Raw genomic sequence first — 17,411 nt, forward strand, 5'->3', positions numbered from 1 at the left:
ATCTGTTGACGGAGTTCTCGAGGCTCAAGGGTGCGGTGCTCGACGACAAGACGATGCTGCAGTGAGGGTGTGGTCGGCGTCACGGACTCTCGATTATGCATGCGCCTCCTCTCGTGTATAAGATGGATTCCGTTGTTCGGCGGAGAGGCCGGAACGGCGAGCGGCCGGAAGGTCGTGAGTCGGGTTCCGAGCAGCTCGTCGGAGCGACGCTCGCGCGAGTGGCGGAATAGGTAGACGCGCTGGCTTCAGGTGCCAGTGCCTTCACGGGCGTGGGGGTTCAAGTCCCCCCTCGCGCACGAGTCGCAGAAGCCCCGGATCGATCCTCAGCGGATCGGCCCGGGGCTTCTGTCGTGCGCCCGGCCCGTCGATCGGCCGTCATGGCGCCGCCCCTCCGTCGTTCCCTCCCGCCGCTCCCTCCCGCCGTCCCGTTCCGGATGTCCTGGCGGGGGTGCACCTCCTGTGACCGTTGACACCCCAGTGGGCCTTGAATAGTCTCACCGGAAGACAAAACGTGCGGCACGTCACTCCGTGGTGAATCCGCCGGTTCTGTCTGATCGGATCATTCGACTCAGGAGGTTCCCATGCCATCGGCCATCTTCCGACGGGCCGCCGCGGCGGCGCTCTGCGCCTCGGCCCTGACCCTGACGATGGGCGGCGCCGCCGGCGCCGCTCCGGGCGGCCAGGGCCCGCACGGCGTCGGCGCCGAGCAGCGCTCCGCGAACGCCCCGGAGCACGCCGGCACGCCCGGCCGGCCCGACCACGCCGGCACGCCCGGCCGCCCGGACCACGCCGCCGGCGGCGAGACCTGCCGATTCGGCTCTGCGGAGGGCGCGGCCGAGCCGGCGCGCGACAGCCTGGCCGCCGTGGCTCCCGAGGGCATGGTCATCGGGACCATCGCCGCCGGCGGCGGCCACCATGCCGACGCCGACTACCCGGACCCCTTCCCGGACGACGCCGAGTACCGCGACGTGCTGGCCGCCGACTTCAGTTCGGTGACGCCGGAGAACTACCTGAAGTGGGAGTCGCTGCGTCCCGCCGAGGGCGAGTACGACTTCGAGCAGGCCGACGCCGTGGTCGCCTGGGCGCAGGAGAACGGCATCGACGTCCGCGGCCACGCGCTGTTCTGGCACTCGCAGAACCCCGACTGGCTCGAGGACGGCGACTACAGCGCCGAGGAGCTGCACGCCATCCTGGAGGACCACGTGCGCACTGTGGTGAGCCGCTACGCCGGCTGCATCGACCAGTGGGACGTGGCCAACGAGATCTTCACCGGCGACGGCCGGCTGCGCACCGAGGAGAACATCTGGCTGCGCGAGCTCGGCCCGGGGATCCTCGACGACGTCTTCCGATGGGCCCATGAGGAAGACCCCGGGGCCACGCTGTTCTACAACGACTACAACGCCGAGGGGATCAACGCGAAGACCGACGCCTACTACGAGCTGGCCGCCGCGCAGCTCGAGCGCGGCGTCCCGGTCGGCGGCTTCGGCGCGCAGTCGCACCTGAGCATGCAGTACGGCTTCGACGACTCGCTGCAGGCCAACATGGAGCGCTTCGACGCCCTGGGCCTGAAGACCGCCGTCACCGAGATCGACGTCCGCGGCACCGTCGGCGAGGACGGGCAGATGAGCCCCGAGGACCGCGCCGGCGCCGCCGAACGCTACGCGCAGGTCCTGGACGCCTGCCTGGCGGTGGAGGGCTGCACCTCCTTCACCGTGTGGGGCACCCTCGACGAGCACAGCTGGGTCCCGGGCACATTCCCCGGCGAGGGCGACGCGCTGATCATGGAGGGCGACTACGAGCGCAAGTCGTCCTACTGCACGCTGCAGCGCACGCTGGTCGAGCACACCGAGGGCGCCGAGTCCTGGGAGCAGGACGAGGCCTTCTCCGCATGCCGCGGCATCCTCGACCAGGCCGGCCTCTGACCGGACCCGTCCCGACAGGACCGGGGGCGGCATCGACTCAGTCGGCGGCGCCCCCGGCCTCCAGGCGTCGCTTGACGTCGGCGGCGTAGGCGTCCACATACTCCTGCCCCGACAGGCGCATGATCTGGTACATGATCTCGTCGGCGACTGCCCGCTGGGCGAAGCGATCGTCGACGTGGTCGTAGTGCGCGTCGAAGGTCATCGGCTCGCCGATGATGACGCCCACGCGACGCCCCGGGGTGGGGACCTTCCTGCCGATCGGCTGGACCTTGTCGGTGCCGATCATCGCCACCGGTATCACCGGGACGCGGGTCTTCAGCGCCATCCGGGCGACGCCGAGCTTGCCTCGGTGCAGCCGGCCGTCCGGACTGCGCGTGCCCTCCGGGTAGATGCCCAGCAGCGCGCCCTCGTGCAGCGCCCGCTCGCCGGCGTTCAGCGAGTCCTGGCTGGCGCGGCCCCCGGAGCGGTCCATCGGGATCTGTCCGGTGATATCGAAGAACTTCCGGGTCAGCCAACCGCTCGGCCCGGAGCCGACGAAGTAGTCCTTCTTCGCGAGGAAGCGCACCGGCCGCGGCACGATGACGGGCAGGAAGACCGAGTCGGAGAAGGACAGATGGTTCGAGGCCAGGATCGCCGGCCCGTCCTCCGGGATGTGGTCGAGGCCTTTGACCCACGGGCGGAACAGGGCCCTGGCCAGCGGCCCCACGGCGAAGGTCTTGGCGACGTAGTAGAACACGGGCGGGCGGATCCTTCCTTCGGCGGGCAGATCGGCGAGCAGATCGGCGAGCAGATCGGCGGACGAGTCGGCGGGCGCCACGGCCCGGGGAGGGGGCGGGCCCGAGGGCCGGGCGGAGAGCTGGACGGAGAGCTGGACGGAGAGCTGGACGGAGAGCTGGACGGAGCGTCGGGCGGCCGGTGCCCGGCCGACGAGGGGCCGGTCCAGCACCACTCTACGGTCTGGCGGCCCGAGGCGGCAGGGGCGGCTCGCGGGACGGTGCCGGTCCCGCCTCCCCGCGGCCCGCCCCGTAGTCTGGACCGCATGAGGGAGGACGCCGCACTGCCCGACGCGCCGCGCCGCGAGGCACGGCGCGCGGCTCCGCAGCAGGACCCCGCCCGGCCCGACGGCGTGCTGCTGCTCCACGGCTTCACCTCGGCGCCGTCGACCATGGCCCCGGTGGCGGAGGCGCTGGAGCAGGCCGGCTTCCTCGTCGAGACTCCGCTGCTGCCCGGGCACGGCACGGCATGGCGCGACCTGGCCCGCACGCCGCGGGCGGCGCTGACCGACTCCGCGCTGTCCGCCTGGGACGGGCTCGCCCGGCGCTGCCGCACCGTCGGCGTGGCGGGCCTCTCGATGGGCGGGACGCTCGCGCTGCAGGTCGCCGCCCGCCGGCCCGTCAGCGCGGCCGCGGTGATCAACCCCGCCCTGCGGCTGCGCCCCGGTCAGGGGCTCGCCGCCCGCCTGCTGTGGCGGCTGATGCCGAGCGTCGGGTCCATCGCCGGCGACATCGCCCGCGCCGGCGTCCGGGAGGAGGCGTATCCGCGCACGCCGGTGCGCGGCGTCGCGGAGCTGGACCGGCTCGCCGCCGAGGTCCGCGCCGAGCTGGGGGCCGTCGAGGCCCCGGTGCTACTGCTCCGCTCGGCGCAGGACGGTGTCCTTCCGCGCGCGGCGGCGGCTAGTCTGGGGGAGAGGCTGACCGGCGCGAGCCTGCGAGAGGTCGTGCTCCGCCGGTCCCGGCACGTGGCCACGCTCGACCATGACGCCGAACGGGTGGCCGCGGAGGTCCGCGGCTTCCTCACCGGGGCCGCCGACCGGCGCGTCCCGCGGAACGACGAGACAGCAGAGGCGGAGGACCGATGAGCCCGCACCGAGATGACGAGCCCAGTCCCGTGTTCGACCGACATGGGGGATCCCGCCCCGTCGGCGGTCGGGGGCCGCGCGACTGGAGCCTCGACGAGGGGGCCCTCGACGAGGCCGACGACTTCACCCCGCCGAATCCGAAGAATCCGCTGGCCGGCGCCCGGCCCGGCGTCGTGCTCGGCGCGCTGATGGCCCTCGGCGGGATCGTCGGAGTGCTGATCACCGCGTGGGTTCCCGGGGCCGCGCCGTCCTGGCTGGCCCCGGCGCTGATCGCCGTCGCCGTGCTCGGCCTGGTGGTGCTCTTCCTGCAGATGCCGCGCAGCCGCGGCGGCGGATCCGGGGACGGAGCCCAGGTCTGAGCCGACGGCCCGCGTGGACAGCATGTCCGGGGGACATTACTGTGGAGTAGACCATGTGAGGCAGAGCACAGGGGCCCGCCTCGCCCGCGGGTCGTCCGACCGAGCATCCGACAGAGGAGTCGCGCTGTGAAGGAACACGTCGTCCCGTCCCGGGCCGCCGCACCCGCAGACCTGAACATCACGGATCTGCTGGAGCGCCAGGTCGCCCGCGACCCCGACAACAGCCTCTTCGCCCGGCAGCTGACCCCGGGTGAATGGACCGAGATCTCGGCGCGCGCGTTCCGCGACGACGTCGCCGCCCTGGCCGCCGGACTCATCGCCCGCGGCGTGGAGCCCGGCGACTCGGTGGCGATCATGTCGTCGACCCGCTACGAGTGGACGCTGCTGGACTTCGCCATCTGGTACGCCGGGGCGGTGACCGTCCCGATCTACGAGACCTCCTCGCCGGCCCAGGTGGCCTGGATCGTGCAGGACGCCGCCGTCTCGCTGGTGCTCGTCGAGGGAGAGACCCACGCCGGCGTCGTCGACCGCGCCGTCGAGCAGGAGAAGCTCACCGGGGTGCGCGAGGTGCTGAGCATCGACGCCGGGCACCTGGAGGCGCTGCGCGCCGACGGGCAGAGTGTCACCGCCGACGTCGTGGAGGAGCGGCGCTCGCGGGCCGGGCTGGCCGACACCGCCACGTTGATCTACACCTCCGGGACGACCGGTCGGCCGAAGGGCTGCGTGCTCAGCCACGGCAACTTCGCCGAGCTCTCGCTGGAGGCCATGCACCGGCTCGGCGACGTGATCAACCCGGAGAAGTCGACGGTGATGTTCATCCCGCTGGCGCACGTCTTCGCGCGGTTCATCTCCGTGCTGGCGGTCGCCTCGGGCGCGACGGTCGGCCACACCGCCGACATCAAGCAGCTGGTCGAGGACCTGGGGACCTTCCGCCCGACGTTCCTGCTGGCGGTGCCCCGGCTCTTCGAGAAGATCTACAACGGTGCCCTGACCAAGGCCCAGGACGAGGGCAAGGGGGAGATCTTCGAGAAGGCCGCCCAGACTGCGGTCGACTGGTCGCGGGCGCGCCAGGCCGGCCGCGTCCCGCTGGCCCTCACCGTCAAGCACCGGCTGTTCTCCGCGCTGGTCTACTCCAAGCTGCGCCGCCGCATGGGCGGCCGCGTCACCCACGCGGTCTCCGGCGGCAGCCCGCTGGGCGAGCGGCTGGGGCATTTCTTCCACGGCATCGGGCTCTCCATCATGGAAGGCTACGGCCTCACCGAGACCACCGCCCCGCTGACGGTCAACGTCCCCGACGACCTGCGCATCGGCACCGTCGGCCCGCCGCTGCCCGGCTGCGGGGTGCGGATCGCCGACGACGGCGAGGTCCTCGGCCGGGGCGTCTGCGTCTTCCACGGCTACCACGGCCGGCCGGACCTGGACGCCGAGGCCTTCACCGACGACGGCTGGTTCCGCACCGGCGATCTGGGGCATCTGGACGAGCACGGCTGCCTGGTGATCACCGGGCGGAAGAAGGAGATCCTGGTGACCGCCGGCGGCAAGAACGTCTCACCGGCGCCGCTGGAGGATGCGCTGCGCTCCGACGCGCTGATCAGCCAGGCCGTGGTGGTCGGCGACGCCCGCCCCTTCGTCGCCGCGCTGCTCACGCTGGACGAGGAGGCCCTGCCCGGCTTCCTGGAGCGCCACGGCCTGGACCCGCAGATCCCGGCGGCCGAGGCCGCCGGCCTCGACACGGTCCGGCAGGCCGCCCAGGACGCGGTGGACCGGGCCAACGAGGGCGTCTCGAAGGCCGAGTCGATCCGGGCCTTCCGCGTGCTGGGGCAGGACTTCACCGTCGAGACGGGGCATCTGACGCCGTCGATGAAGCTGCGCCGGCCGGTGGTCATGGAGGACTGCGCCGAGGAGGTCGAGGCGCTCTACGCCGAGGCGAAGCAGAACCGCGATGCGGGGCCCGCCCCGGAGGGATCCGCCGGCTGATCCGCCGGCGCGCCGTCCAGATGCCGGACGGTCCTGCGGCACCATTGGTCAGCCTCGGCGCCGCCCCGTAGTCTGGTGCCGTGACTGCAACGCCTGAGAACCCCGCCGAGACCCCGTTGACCGCGCCCGGAGAGATCCTGCACACCGGTGCCGCGGATTATCCGGGGCTCGACGAGTGGCGCCGCCTGCCGCTGAGCCAGCAGCCCACCTGGCACTCCCACCCGGAGTTCGAGGCCTCGGTGGCGGAGCTCTCGGCGAATCCGCCGCTGGTCTTCGCCGGCGAGGTGGACAACCTCAAGCGCCGGCTGGCCCGCGTGGCCCAGGGGGAGGCCTTCCTGCTGCAGGGCGGCGACTGCGCCGAGAGCTTCGACGGCGCCACCGCCGACAAGATCAGCGCCCGGGTCAAGACGCTGCTGCAGATGGCCGCGGTGCTGACCTACGGCGCCTCGCTGCCGGTGGTGAAGATGGGCCGGATGGCCGGCCAGTTCGCCAAGCCGCGCTCCTCGGACGAGGAGACCCGCGACGACGTCACCCTGCCCAGCTTCCGCGGCGAGATCGTCAACGGCTTCGACTTCACCCGGGAGTCCCGCGAGCCGGACCCGCGCCGCATGGTGAAGGCCTACAACACCTCGGCGTCGACGCTGAACCTGGTCCGCGCCTTCACCGAGGGCGGTTTCGCCGACCTGCGGGCGGTCCAGCAGTGGAACAAGGGCTTCATGGAGAATCCCGCCCACGCGCGCTACGAGCAGATCGCCGGCGAGATCGACCGGGCCGTGCGCTTCATGGAAGCCTGCGGCGTCGAGTTCGAGGGGCTGAAGCGCACGGAGTTCTACGCCGCCCACGAGGCGCTGCTGCTCGACTACGAGCGTGCGCTGACCCGCATCGACTCGCGCACCGGCGAGCCGTACATCACCTCGGGGCACTTCCTCTGGGCCGGCGAGCGGACGCGGGACCTCGACGGCGCCCACATCGACTACCTCTCCCGGGTGCACAACCCCATCGGCGTGAAGCTGGGGCCGAAGACCACGCCGGAGGAGGCGCTGGCGCTGATCGAGAAGCTGGACCCGCACCGCGAGCCGGGCCGGCTGACCTTCATCACGCGCATGGGCGCGGCCAACATCCGCGAGAAGCTGCCGCCGCTGGTCGAGGCCGTCCGCGACTCCGGCGCCCAGGTCGTCTGGGTCACCGACCCCATGCACGGCAACACCATCACTGCGAAGAACGGCTACAAGACCCGGCGCTTCGACGACATCATGGACGAGGTCCGCGGCTTCTTCGAGGTCCATCGTGCGCTGGGCACCTACCCGGGCGGGCTGCATGTGGAGATGACCGGCGACGACGTCGCCGAGTGCCTGGGCGGATCGGACGTGATCGACGAGTCCGCCTTCGACGGCCGCTACGAGTCGCTGGTCGACCCGCGGCTGAACCACAAGCAGTCGCTGGAGATGGCCTTCCTGGTGGCCGAGGCGCTCAGCCGCCGCTGAGGATCCCGGCGCCCCGTCAGGCTCCGACGACTCCCGACGTCTCCGCGGCGAGCCTCCCGACGAGGCTCGCCGCGGAGGCGTCTGTCGTGCCGGCGACGGCGACCGGACTCGACGGCGGGCCGGCCTCTCCGCCCAGACTCGGCACGATCCCCGGGCTGAGCCCGAGGTGCCAGGCGAGCAGGATCAGCAGCGCCGTGCCGATGAGCAGCAGCGCCACCATGAGCCAGCGGCGCGTGGCCGTGGGCCGTGCCAGCGCGACCGTCGGACGCTGCCGCTGTCGGCGCTCGACGGCGTGCGGGTCGCGACGGCGGAGCCGCTCCGCGACGCGGTCGCCCCACGGACCCAGCGGGCCGGCGCCGGAGCGACGCCGCGGTCCGGGGCGCGGCGAGGCGCCCTGCGCGGAGAACTCGCCGGTGTCCTGACCGGGCTCCGGCGCCCCCTCGCCGGGACGATGCGGTCCCCGCGCCGCCTCGGGGGAGACGGCGGCGGCGAACGGCTCGTCGTGATGCCGCTCCGGAGCGGCCGCCGGCCGGGAGACCGCGAGGGCCTCCGTGGGCTGCGCCTCGCTCTCGGCGGCCTCGGCGGGCGTCGCCGCGGCGGCGAGAGCATCGGGATCGGCCCGGAAGGCGTCGGTGGGGACCTCGGCGACAGTCTGCCGGTCCTCCTCGCCGTCGTCGGCGCCGGACCGGGCGGTCTGCAGCGCGGCGGCGACGTCGTCGTCCCAGGCCGCGGCGTCCTGCGTGGTGGGGAAGTCCTCGCCGGTGCCCAGCACTGTGGTCGCGTCGAGGTCCGCCGCGGCACCGGCGGGCGCGCGCCGCGTCGCCGTCGCGGCGGCGTCGGCGTCGGCGGGGGCTTCGGCGACGGTCTCCTCCGCCCCGTCCGGATCGGGGCTGCCGGCTTCCTGCGGCGTGCCGGCGCCTTCGGCACCTTCGGCGCCCGCGGCGCCGTCGGCCGCGGGGACGGCCGGGGCGGGGGAGGGCGCGCTGTCGAGCTGGTCGTCGTCGAGGTCGGCGGCGAGGCGGTGCATCAGCTCCAGCAGCGCGTCGGCGTCGGCCGGACGGTCCGCCGCGCGCGGACGCGTCGCGGCGCGGACCAGCTCGTCGAGGGCGGCGGCCAGCCCCGGCACCGTCTCCGAGGGCGGCGGCACCACCGAGTTGACGTGTTGGAAGGCCACGCGCACCGGGGACTCGCCGACGTAGGGCTGGACGCCGGTGAGCATCTCGTAGAGCAGGATGCCGACGGCATAGATGTCGGCACGCTCGTCGGCGCCCTCGCCGGAGAGCAGCTCCGGGGAGATGTAGGCGACGGTGCCCATCAGCGTGCTGGTCCCCGAATGGTGCGTCGCCGCACGGGCGAGGCCGAAGTCGGCGAGCTTGATGCGTCCGTCGCGCGAGACCAGCACGTTCTCCGGCTTGATGTCGCGGTGGACCAGCCCGGCCCGGTGGGCGGCGGCCAGACCCTGCAGGACGGCCTCGGCGTAGGTCAGCGCCAGCCGCGGCGTCATCGGTCCGCGCTTGAGCAGCGTGCGCAGCGTCGCACCGGGCACATGCTCCATGACCAGATAGGCGGTCTCGCGCGTCTGCCCCTGGTCGAGGATCCGCACGACGTTGTCGTGCGAGATCAGCGCGGCGTTGCGCGCCTCCTGCTCGAAGCGGTCGACGACTTTGCGGTCCTCGGCCATATGCGGGAAGAGCACCTTCAGCGCGACGTCGCGCTCCAGGCGGGTGTCATGGGCCAGGTAGACCGTGGACATGCCGCCGCGGGCCACGCGGTCGCGGACGGCGTAGCGGCCGTCGATGGTCGCCCCGATCCAGGGGTCGGAGTGTTCGGTGCTCACGCCGACCAGGGTAGCGAACCCGCCCGGACGTGAGCCGCAGGCGCCCCTGACGGTCAGCGGCTGCGCCGGACGAGCCGGTCGGCGACCGTCTGGAGGTCGGTGACGACGTCGGCGGCCGCGCCGAGCGCGAGCAGCTGCTCGGTGCCTGTCCGGGCGGCGGCGACCAGCTCGGCGATCGAGGCCTCCACCGCCTCCACCGCGCCGGCGCCGAGGAGGATCTCGCGGGCGCGCTCGACCTCGGCGGCCGTCAGCCGGGGCTCGCCGAGCATCGCCTCCAGCTCGCGCGCCTGCTGTTCGGAGGCGCCGAAGAGCCCGTGGGCGATGAGCTCGGTGCGCTTGCCCTCGCGGAGGTCGTCGCCCACCGGCTTGCCGGTGGTCTCCGGGTCGCCGAAGACGCCGAGCAGGTCGTCGCGCAGCTGGAAGGCCTCGCCGGTCGGCAGCGCGGCCGCGGCCAGCGACTCGCGCAGCGCGGCGGGCGCTCCGGCCAGGGCCGCGCCGAGGACCAGCGGATGCTCGGTCGAATAGCGGGCCGATTTGTGGCGCAGCACCCGGCGGGCCCGGTCGAGGGCCTCGCTCGCGGAGGCGGCGGGGGCGCGGACCTCGTCGAGGACGTCCAGGTACTGTCCGGCGATGACCTCGGTGTGCATCCGGTGGAACCGCAGCCGGGCCTCGCGCCCGGCGTCGTCGGCCTCCGCGCCGGTCCGCTCGGCCGCGGCGGCGTCCTGCGCCTCGCCGAAGGCCTGGCCGGCCCAGGACAGGGCCAGGTCGCCGGCGAGGACGGCGGCGCTGACGCCGAAGTGCCCGGCCTCGCCGCGATGGGCGGCACCGCGGTGCAGCTGCTCGAACCGGCGGTGCGCGCTGGGCGCCCCGCGCCGGGTGTCGGAGCGATCGATGACGTCGTCGTGGATCAGCGCCGCCGCCTGGAAGAGCTCCAGCGCGGCGCCGAGCCGCACCGGCGCCTCGGCGTCGGGGGAGCCGCCGGCGGCCCGCCAGCCGATCCAGGCCAGCACGGCGCGCAGCTTCTTTCCGCCGCGGGTGAGCTCGGTCAGCGCCTCGACCAGCGGGGCGCCGGCGGGGGAGACGTCGTCGACCTCCTCGGCGCGGGCGGCCAGGAACGTCGCGCAGGCCTCCGAGACCCGGGCGATCTGGCGGCGCTGGGCCGCGTCGGCGGATGCGGCGCCGTCCGGGGGTCCGGTCGGCGCCGCGGGGGTCCCGGGATCGGGGCTGGTCATGCTGCTCCTCCTGTGCGTCGACGGCCGCACCCAGCCTAGTCGAGGGCGCCGTCGGCCGTGTCCCCGCCGGCCGGTATCGTGGCCCCCATGGCAGGCAGCACAGGGGCGCCGTCGGGCGGCGGGGCACCGGGGCGGGTGATCGCTCATGTCGACATGGACGCCTACTTCGTCGAGGTCGAGCTGCTCGAGCGTCCGGAGCTGCGCGGACGCAAGCTGATCGTCGCCCAGGAGAGCGGCCGCTCAGTGGTGCTCTCGGCCTCCTACGAGGCGCGCGCCGACGGCGTCCGCTCGGCCATGCCGCTGGCCCGGGCCCGGCGGCTCAGTCCGGAGGCGCTGGTGCTGCCGCCGCATCAGGGACGCTATCGCGAGATCTCGGCGTCGATCATGGCGTTCTTCGGCGAGGTGACCGACGCCGTCGAGCAGCTCAGCGTCGACGAGGCCTTCCTGGACATCACCGGCGCACGGCGCCGGCTCGGCGACCCCGAGGAGATCGGCCGGCACCTCCGGGCCGAGACCCGGGCGCGCTTCGGCCTGCCGTGCAGCGTGGGCATCGCCGACCGGAAGTTCATCGCGAAGATCGCCTCGACCCGGGCCAAGCCCGACGGCCTGCTGCTGGTCCCGCCGCGCCGTCGGCTCGCGTTCCTGCACAGCCTGCCGGTGCGGGCGCTCTGGGGCGTGGGGGCGAAGACCGCCGAGGCGCTGGAGCGCCTCGGCATCACCACCGTCGAGCAGCTCGCCGAGACGCCGGCGGAGATGCTGCGCGCCCGCTTCGGCGCGATCGGCGACCAGCTGCACGCCCTCGCCCGCGGCGAGGACGACCGCGGCGTGCAGACCTCCCGCGAGGAGAAGAGCCTCGGCGCCGAGGAGACCTTCGCCGAGGACGTCGACTCCCGCCAGGAGCTGCTGGCCGAGCTGCTCCGGCTCAGCCACCGGGTCGCCTCCCGGCTGCGCGCCGGCGGGCATGCCGCCGGCCGGGTCGGCCTCAAGCTGCGCTATCGGGACTTCGAGACGCTGACCCGCAGCGTCACGCTGCGTCACAGCACGCAGTCGGCGCTGGTGCTCCATCGGCAGGCGGCGGGCCTGCTGGACGGGCTCGGCGTGCTGGCCCAGCCGGTGCGGCTGATCGGGCTGCGCGCCGAGGCGCTCAGCGGCGACGACGCCGGTCTGCAGCTGAGCTTCGACCGGACCGAGACCAACTGGATCGACGCCGAGGAGGCGCTGGACGCCGTCGCCGCCCGCTACCCGGGCGGAGTGGCGCCGGCCTCGCTGCTCCGCCGCCCGACGTCGCGCAGGGGCGGAGCTCCCGACGGTGCCGGAGCCGAGTCCGGCAGGGAGCCCGGAGCGGGACCCGGAACGGAGCCCGGAGCGGGACCCGGAACGGAGCCCGGAGAGGAACGCGACCACGGCTAGGTGAGCGCGCCGATCAGGCGGTAGAATGAGCACCCAGGCGGAATGACTGCTTGGCACGGCGCCGAGGGCGCCCGGGAGATCGGCCGGCAACTGCAAGGAGCCCACGATGGCACTCTCAGAGAGAGAACAGCGCATGCTGAAGGAGCTGGAGGAGCAGCTCCAGACCGAGGACCCCGGTTTCGCGACGTCCATGCAGGACGCGCCCACCGGCACGGTCGACGTGCGTCGGCTGGTGCTGGGCCTGCTCGTGGCCGTAGTCGGCCTCGTCGTGCTGATCCTCGGCATCTATAACCAGTGGATCCCGGTGGGCGTCGGCGGCTTCCTGATCATGGGCGGCGGCGTGTACTTCGCCACCACCGGCGGCACCTCCTCCGGCCGCGGCTCCTCCTCGGGCGGCGACGGCGGCTCCGGCGGAGGCGGCGGAGGCGGCGGCCCGCGCGGCACGGCGCCGAGCCCCTCGGGCAGCTTCATGAGCGGACTCGAGGAGCGCTGGGAGGAGCGTCGGCGCCAGGAGTGACCGGCGGCCCTCCGGCCCGCTCCGCCGACTCCCGAGACCTCTCCGAAGGCCCCCGCGGTCGCTGATCTGCAGCGACTGCGGGGGCCTTCGTCGTGTCCGGGGGCGGCGCCGCGCGTCCTCCCTCCCCGTCCCTCCACTCCGCCTGATCCGGCCTCGGCCTCCGGGGGGCTTCCGAGCGGCGCAAGGGACGGGGACGCCGGCGCGCCGCGACCCCCGCGATCCGTGTCCTGGCGCGGCCCGACAGGGCACCGGCGCGCCTCAGCCGCCGTCGGCGCGGCACCGGTCCGGCCATGCGGCGCCCTGCCGTGCCGCCGAGTTCCCTCCACTGTCCTCCCCACGGTGCTCCACGGCCCTCCACTGCAGAATCCCCAGGTCAGCAGGCTGTTCCGCAGGCCGCTGCAGAGTGTTCCGGTGGATCTGGGGCAGATCATGGTTGAAAGTGGGGCGAAGTGGGGTAAAGTGGGGGCGTCAGAGGGCAACAGGGTCTATGGAGGCGGTCCGACACGACCATGTGAGGCGGTGGGAGCTGTGTTTCTCGGCACCTACTCACCTCGGATGGACGACAAGGGGCGTCTCATCCTTCCCGCGAAGTACCGCGAGGAGCTGGCCGACGGGCTGGTCCTCACGCGCGGACAGGAGCGGTGCATCTACGTGTTCTCCGCCGAGGAGTTCGAGAACGTCCACCGGCAGATGCGCCAGGCCCCGCTGACCTCACGCCAGGCACGTGACTACATCCGCGTGTTCCTCTCCGGCGCCTCGGACGAGGTGCCGGACAAGCAGGGCCGGATCACCATCCCGGGCACCCTGCGGGAATACGCGGGCCTCGACCGCGAGGTCACGGTGATCGGCGCGGGAGACCGCGCCGAGATCTGGGACACCGCGGCCTGGAACGCCTACCTGGAGGAGAAGGAGACGGAGTTCTCGTCCACCGACGAGGAAGCCATCCCCGGACTCTTCTAGGGCGGCGAGGACGGCCCCCGGTCCCTGGGGCGGGTCCTCCCGCCGCGACGGGCGCATCCTGACATCCCTTCCCCGGTGTCAGGCGGCCCCGGAGCGGAGGGGGAACCGGTCGCAGGGCCCCGACCCGATGACGGAGGCACGATGAGCGAGCGCGCGGCGTCCGAGCGGCACGTCCCGGTCATGCGTGACCGGTGCCTCGAGCTGCTCCGGCCCGGCCTCGACGCCGCCCGCGCCGCCGGCGAGACCCCCGTGGTCGTCGACGCCACGCTGGGCATGGGCGGCCACGCGGAGGCGCTGCTCGCCGTCGAGGACGACGTCGTCGTGCTGGGGCTCGACCGCGATCCGCAGGCCCTGCAGCTGGCCGGGGAGCGTCTCAGCGCCTACGGCGACCGGCTTCGCGGCGTCCGCACGGTCTACGACCGGGTGGACGAGGTCGCCGCCGAGAACCTCCCGGCCGGCCGCGGGCTCGCGGGCGTCCTCTTCGACCTCGGCGTCTCCTCGCTGCAGCTCGACGAGGCCGAGCGCGGCTTCGCCTACTCCTACGACGCCCCGCTGGACATGCGCATGGACGGCGGCGAGGACTCCGAGGACGAGACCGCCGCCGAGCTGCTGGCCCGGGTCTCCGAGGCCGAGCTGCGCACCATCCTGCGCGAGTGGGGCGAGGAGAAGTTCGCCGGCCGGATCGCCCGCTCCCTCGTCGCCCGCCGCGCCGACCGCCCCTTCGCCACCACCGCCGACCTCGCCGCCGTCGTCGACGCCGCGGTGCCGGCGGCCGCCAAGCGCACCGGCGGACATCCGGCCAAACGGACCTTCCAGGCGCTGCGCATCGCCGTCAACCGGGAGCTCGACGTCCTCGCCGACGCGGTGCCGCGGGCGATGGACGCGCTGGCCGACGGCGGCCGACTGGTGGTGCTGAGCTACCACTCGCTGGAGGACCGGATCGTCAAACGGGCGATCTCCGCCCGCACCACCTCCTCGGCGCCGGTGGGCCTGCCCGTCGAGCTCGAGGAGCACAAGCCCACCTTCCGTGCGGTCACGCGCGGCGCCGAGACCCCCGACGACGCCGAAAGGGCCGCCAACCCGCGCGCCGCCTCCGCGAAACTGCGGTCCGCTGAGAAGATCAGAGCTGTGAGGAGCACGACATGAGCACACAGGCCGCCCCGGAGCCGGAGGGACTCTCCGGTGTCGCTCCGGAGACCCCGGGCGACGCTCAGCGCTCCCCGCTGCACGCGACGCGACCGGCCCTGCAGGCGCTGCCGCGGCTGCGTCGTCGCCACCGCGGGCTGGTCGGCGGGGTCATCGGGCTGATGGTCACCGCGCTCATCGCCGTGCTCGCCATCAACGTGCACATCTCGACGACCCAGTACCGGGTCGTCGAGCTCAGCGAGCAGCGCCAGCAGCTGGTCCAGCAGAACGAGGCGCTGGCCCAGCAGGTCCAGCACCTGGAATCCCCGCAGGTGCTCTCCGACAGCGCCGTCTCGCTGGGCATGGTCATGCCCGCCCGCTCGGGGGCCTTCGACCTGCAGTCCGGCGCCGTGGTCGGATCGGCCGAGGCCGCGGACTCGGGCGACCGCCCCTCGAGCTTCGTGCCGGCTCCGACGGTGCCCGGGCAGGAGGGCACGGCACCGATGGACGTCTCCGAGGAGGCCGCCGCGGCCCCCTCCGGACCGCTGGGGGCCGGGGCGCTGGACGCGCTGGCCCGCTCCTCGACGCCTCCGCCGGAGAGCGGCGCCGCGGTCGAGGACGACCAGCAGTTCTCCGCCGATCGGCTCGACGGCGGCACCGTTCCGGCGCCGTCGCTGGACTGAGCGGGGACGTCGCACACCAGGGTGCGCCGCAGGGTGCGCCCGACGGCGTGAGGGGCTGAGCACAGCCGGCGGGCCACGCCGGCGCAGGAGGACGAACGATGACGAGCACCACGGGCGGAACGACCCGGCGACGGCGGCACGAGGCGATGGTCTCGTGGCGGCTGCGCATCGTGCTGTGCGTCTGTCTGGCGGTGGTGGCCGTCCTCGGGCTGCGCCTCTTCCAGGTCCAGGGGCTCGACCCCTCGGGACAGGCGCAGGCCGCCGTCTCCGAGCGGCTGCGCAGCCAGTCCGTCCCCGCCGAGCGCGGCGACATCCTGGACGCCGACGGCGACGTGCTGGCGACCAACGTGCAGCGCTACGACCTCGCCGTCGACCAGACGCTCGTCGACGACTACCGGGTGCGGGACGAGGCCACCGGACTGGTCACCACGAAGTCCGTCGACGAAGCCGTCGGGCAGCTGGCCGAGATCCTCGACGCCGACGTCGAGACCCTGCGGGAGAGGATGACCGGCGACGAGCGCTACTCGGTGGTGGCGCGCTCGGTGACCCCCGAGCAGCGCCGCCGGGCGATGGATCTGGGCATTCCCGGACTGAACGCCGAGCAGGTCGCCCAGCGGACCTATCCCTCCGGCTCGGTGGCCGGCTCGATCCTGGGCTACGTGGGCTCCGACGGGGAGCCGCTCGACGGCCTCGAGCTCTCCCAGGACGAGGTGCTCTCCGGCGAGGACGGCGAGCGGGTCTTCGAAGTCGGCGCCGACGGGGTGCGGATCCCCACCGCCACGCTGGAGGAGACCCCCGCGGTCGACGGCAGCGACGTGCAGCTGACCGTCGACCAGGACCTGCAGTGGTTCGCCCAGGAGGCGATCGCGCAGAAGACCCACCAGTACGACGCCGAGTGGGGCAACGTCACCGTCATGGACGTCGAGACCGGCGAGATCCTGGCGATGGCCGACTCGCAGACGGTCGACCCGTCGAACCCCGGCGCCACCGACGAGCTCTTCCGCCGCCCGCTGGCGCTGACCCAGGACTTCGAACCGGGCTCCACCGGCAAGGCCATCACCTTCGCCGCCGCGCTGGAGGAGGGAGTGGTCTCGCCGACGGACTCCTACACCGTCCCGCACGAGAAGGAGTTCGACGGCCAGGTCATCCACGACTCGATGAACCACGCCACCTACGACATGACCGCGGCGGGCATCTTCGCCCGCTCCTACAACACCGGCACTGTGATGGTCGGAAACCAGATGTCGGAGCAGACGCGCTACGACTGGATGCGCGAGGTCGGCCTCGGCGGCGACATCGACGTCGGGATGCCGACCAGTGCGACCTCGCTGCTGCGGTCTCCGGAGGAATGGGACTCCCGGCAGCCGTTCACGACCCAGTTCGGCCAGGGGTACACCTCGACGGTGCTGCACAACCTCAACCAGTTCCAGACGATCGCCAACGACGGCGTGCATGTGCCGCCGCGGCTGATCTCGGAGACCATCGGCCCCGACGGCGAGGAACGGCCCTACGACGCCGGCGAGTCCGAGCGGGTCTTCTCGTCGGAGACCTCGCAGGAGATGCTCAAGCTCATGGAGGGCGTCGTCGACCACGGCACCGGCGGCGGAGCCGAAGTGGCCGGATATCGCGTGGGCGGCAAGTCCGGCACCGGGCAGGCCGCCGGCGAGTCGGGCGGATTCGACGGCCTGACCACCTCCTTCGTCGGCGTCGCGCCGCTGGACGACCCGCAGTATCTGGTCTCGGTCACCGTGCACCGGCCGCAGGGCGACTGGAAGGACTGGACGGTCACCGACACCTTCCACGACGTGATGGCGCAGGTGCTCAGCACCCGCAACGTCGCGCCGACCGGCGAGGAGAGCGAGTCCTACGACGCGTTCGTCGGCGAGGAGCAGGACAGACCATGGTGACGTCGATGACGTCGGAGGGCCACGGGCGGCGCGTCCGACCGCCGTCCGGCCGGTCCGTGATACAACGGCATATCGGTCGGGCCGCACAGCCTGCCCGGGCGGCCCCCGCCGTCCGGCGCGTCTGAGCGGTCCTGCTCCGC

Annotated in this window: 14 protein-coding genes and 1 tRNA gene; 12 read left to right on the plus strand and 3 right to left on the minus strand. The window is 73.4% G+C overall.

Annotation, left to right across the window (positions count from 1 at the left end; translation table 11 throughout):
* Positions 1-212 precede the first annotated feature (212 nt).
* Positions 213-296 (plus strand) — tRNA-Leu (locus tag ABD652_RS09075).
* A 285-nt stretch (positions 297-581) separates the two neighbouring features.
* Entirely contained in the window at positions 582-1,922 is a 1,341-nt protein-coding gene (locus ABD652_RS09080) for an endo-1,4-beta-xylanase (protein ID WP_344720491.1), read from the plus strand.
* Positions 1,923-1,959: 37 nt separating this feature from the next.
* Here ABD652_RS09080 and ABD652_RS09085 read toward each other — a convergent pair whose 3' ends face one another.
* Complete coding sequence (locus ABD652_RS09085; RefSeq protein ID WP_344721065.1) at positions 1,960-2,658, minus strand: lysophospholipid acyltransferase family protein; 699 nt, start codon at positions 2,656-2,658, stop codon at positions 1,960-1,962.
* Positions 2,659-2,961: 303 nt separating this feature from the next.
* Between ABD652_RS09085 and ABD652_RS09090 the strand changes: the two genes are divergently transcribed.
* From ABD652_RS09090 to ABD652_RS09105, 4 genes are all read left to right on the plus strand, one after another.
* Positions 2,962-3,780 carry an alpha/beta hydrolase gene (locus ABD652_RS09090; protein WP_344720493.1) on the plus strand — a complete coding sequence of 273 codons (819 nt, stop codon included), beginning with the start codon at positions 2,962-2,964 and terminating at the stop codon, positions 3,778-3,780.
* Complete coding sequence (locus ABD652_RS09095; protein WP_344720495.1) at positions 3,777-4,139, plus strand: hypothetical protein; 363 nt, start codon at positions 3,777-3,779, stop codon at positions 4,137-4,139. The genes ABD652_RS09090 and ABD652_RS09095 overlap by 4 nt, the downstream gene beginning before the upstream one ends.
* Positions 4,140-4,265: 126 nt before the next feature.
* Positions 4,266-6,116, plus strand: coding sequence for an AMP-dependent synthetase/ligase (locus ABD652_RS09100; protein WP_344720497.1), 1,851 nt, complete (start codon positions 4,266-4,268; stop codon positions 6,114-6,116).
* A gap of 116 nt (positions 6,117-6,232) precedes the next feature.
* Positions 6,233-7,600 (plus strand): class II 3-deoxy-7-phosphoheptulonate synthase, encoded by a 1,368-nt coding sequence (locus ABD652_RS09105; RefSeq protein ID WP_153143985.1) that lies wholly within the window; start codon positions 6,233-6,235, stop codon positions 7,598-7,600.
* 16 nt (positions 7,601-7,616) lie between these two features.
* Here the strand turns inward: ABD652_RS09105 and ABD652_RS09110 are convergent, their stop codons facing one another.
* Positions 7,617-9,437: a protein kinase domain-containing protein gene (locus tag ABD652_RS09110; protein WP_344720499.1), complete on the minus strand. Its 1,821-nt coding sequence runs from the start codon at positions 9,435-9,437 to the stop codon at positions 7,617-7,619.
* A gap of 53 nt (positions 9,438-9,490) precedes the next feature.
* Positions 9,491-10,669 carry a polyprenyl synthetase family protein gene (locus ABD652_RS09115; protein ID WP_344720501.1) on the minus strand — a complete coding sequence of 393 codons (1,179 nt, stop codon included), beginning with the start codon at positions 10,667-10,669 and terminating at the stop codon, positions 9,491-9,493.
* 87 nt (positions 10,670-10,756) lie between these two features.
* Between ABD652_RS09115 and dinB the strand changes: the two genes are divergently transcribed.
* The 6 genes from dinB (at position 10,757) to ABD652_RS09145 (ending at position 17,271) form a co-directional block, all read left to right on the plus strand.
* Positions 10,757-12,079 carry a DNA polymerase IV gene (gene dinB / locus ABD652_RS09120; RefSeq protein ID WP_344720503.1) on the plus strand — a complete coding sequence of 441 codons (1,323 nt, stop codon included), beginning with the start codon at positions 10,757-10,759 and terminating at the stop codon, positions 12,077-12,079.
* A gap of 106 nt (positions 12,080-12,185) precedes the next feature.
* Positions 12,186-12,596 carry a DUF3040 domain-containing protein gene (locus ABD652_RS09125; protein ID WP_344720505.1) on the plus strand — a complete coding sequence of 137 codons (411 nt, stop codon included), beginning with the start codon at positions 12,186-12,188 and terminating at the stop codon, positions 12,594-12,596.
* Between the two features lie 528 nt (positions 12,597-13,124).
* Complete coding sequence (gene mraZ, locus ABD652_RS09130; protein ID WP_153143983.1) at positions 13,125-13,556, plus strand: division/cell wall cluster transcriptional repressor MraZ; 432 nt, start codon at positions 13,125-13,127, stop codon at positions 13,554-13,556.
* A 141-nt stretch (positions 13,557-13,697) separates the two neighbouring features.
* Complete coding sequence (gene rsmH / locus ABD652_RS09135; protein WP_344720507.1) at positions 13,698-14,702, plus strand: 16S rRNA (cytosine(1402)-N(4))-methyltransferase RsmH; 1,005 nt, start codon at positions 13,698-13,700, stop codon at positions 14,700-14,702.
* A complete protein-coding gene (gene ftsL / locus ABD652_RS09140) occupies positions 14,699-15,364 on the plus strand; it encodes a cell division protein FtsL (RefSeq protein WP_344720509.1) in 666 nt (221 codons plus the stop codon). The genes rsmH and ftsL overlap by 4 nt, the downstream gene beginning before the upstream one ends.
* A 98-nt stretch (positions 15,365-15,462) precedes the next feature.
* Positions 15,463-17,271: a peptidoglycan D,D-transpeptidase FtsI family protein gene (locus tag ABD652_RS09145; protein ID WP_344720511.1), complete on the plus strand. Its 1,809-nt coding sequence runs from the start codon at positions 15,463-15,465 to the stop codon at positions 17,269-17,271.
* Positions 17,272-17,411: the final 140 nt, after the last annotated feature.

Source organism: Nesterenkonia halobia (assembly GCF_039536005.1).
GTDB lineage: Bacteria > Actinomycetota > Actinomycetes > Actinomycetales > Micrococcaceae > Nesterenkonia > Nesterenkonia halobia.

Bases quoted from the DNA above. Each gene is read 5' to 3' on its own strand.
- ABD652_RS09080 (WP_344720491.1), top strand. From the start codon at position 582: ATGCCATCGGCCATCTTCCGACGGGCCGCCGCGGCGGCGCTCTGCGCC.
- ABD652_RS09090 (WP_344720493.1), top strand. From the start codon at position 2,962: ATGAGGGAGGACGCCGCACTGCCCGACGCGCCGCGCCGCGAGGCACGG.
- ABD652_RS09095 (WP_344720495.1), top strand. From the start codon at position 3,777: ATGAGCCCGCACCGAGATGACGAGCCCAGTCCCGTGTTCGACCGACAT.
- ABD652_RS09115 (WP_344720501.1), bottom strand. From the start codon at position 10,669: ATGACCAGCCCCGATCCCGGGACCCCCGCGGCGCCGACCGGACCCCCG.
- dinB (WP_344720503.1), top strand. From the start codon at position 10,757: ATGGCAGGCAGCACAGGGGCGCCGTCGGGCGGCGGGGCACCGGGGCGG.
- ABD652_RS09125 (WP_344720505.1), top strand. From the start codon at position 12,186: ATGGCACTCTCAGAGAGAGAACAGCGCATGCTGAAGGAGCTGGAGGAG.
- rsmH (WP_344720507.1), top strand. From the start codon at position 13,698: ATGAGCGAGCGCGCGGCGTCCGAGCGGCACGTCCCGGTCATGCGTGAC.
- ftsL (WP_344720509.1), top strand. From the start codon at position 14,699: ATGAGCACACAGGCCGCCCCGGAGCCGGAGGGACTCTCCGGTGTCGCT.
- ABD652_RS09145 (WP_344720511.1), top strand. From the start codon at position 15,463: ATGACGAGCACCACGGGCGGAACGACCCGGCGACGGCGGCACGAGGCG.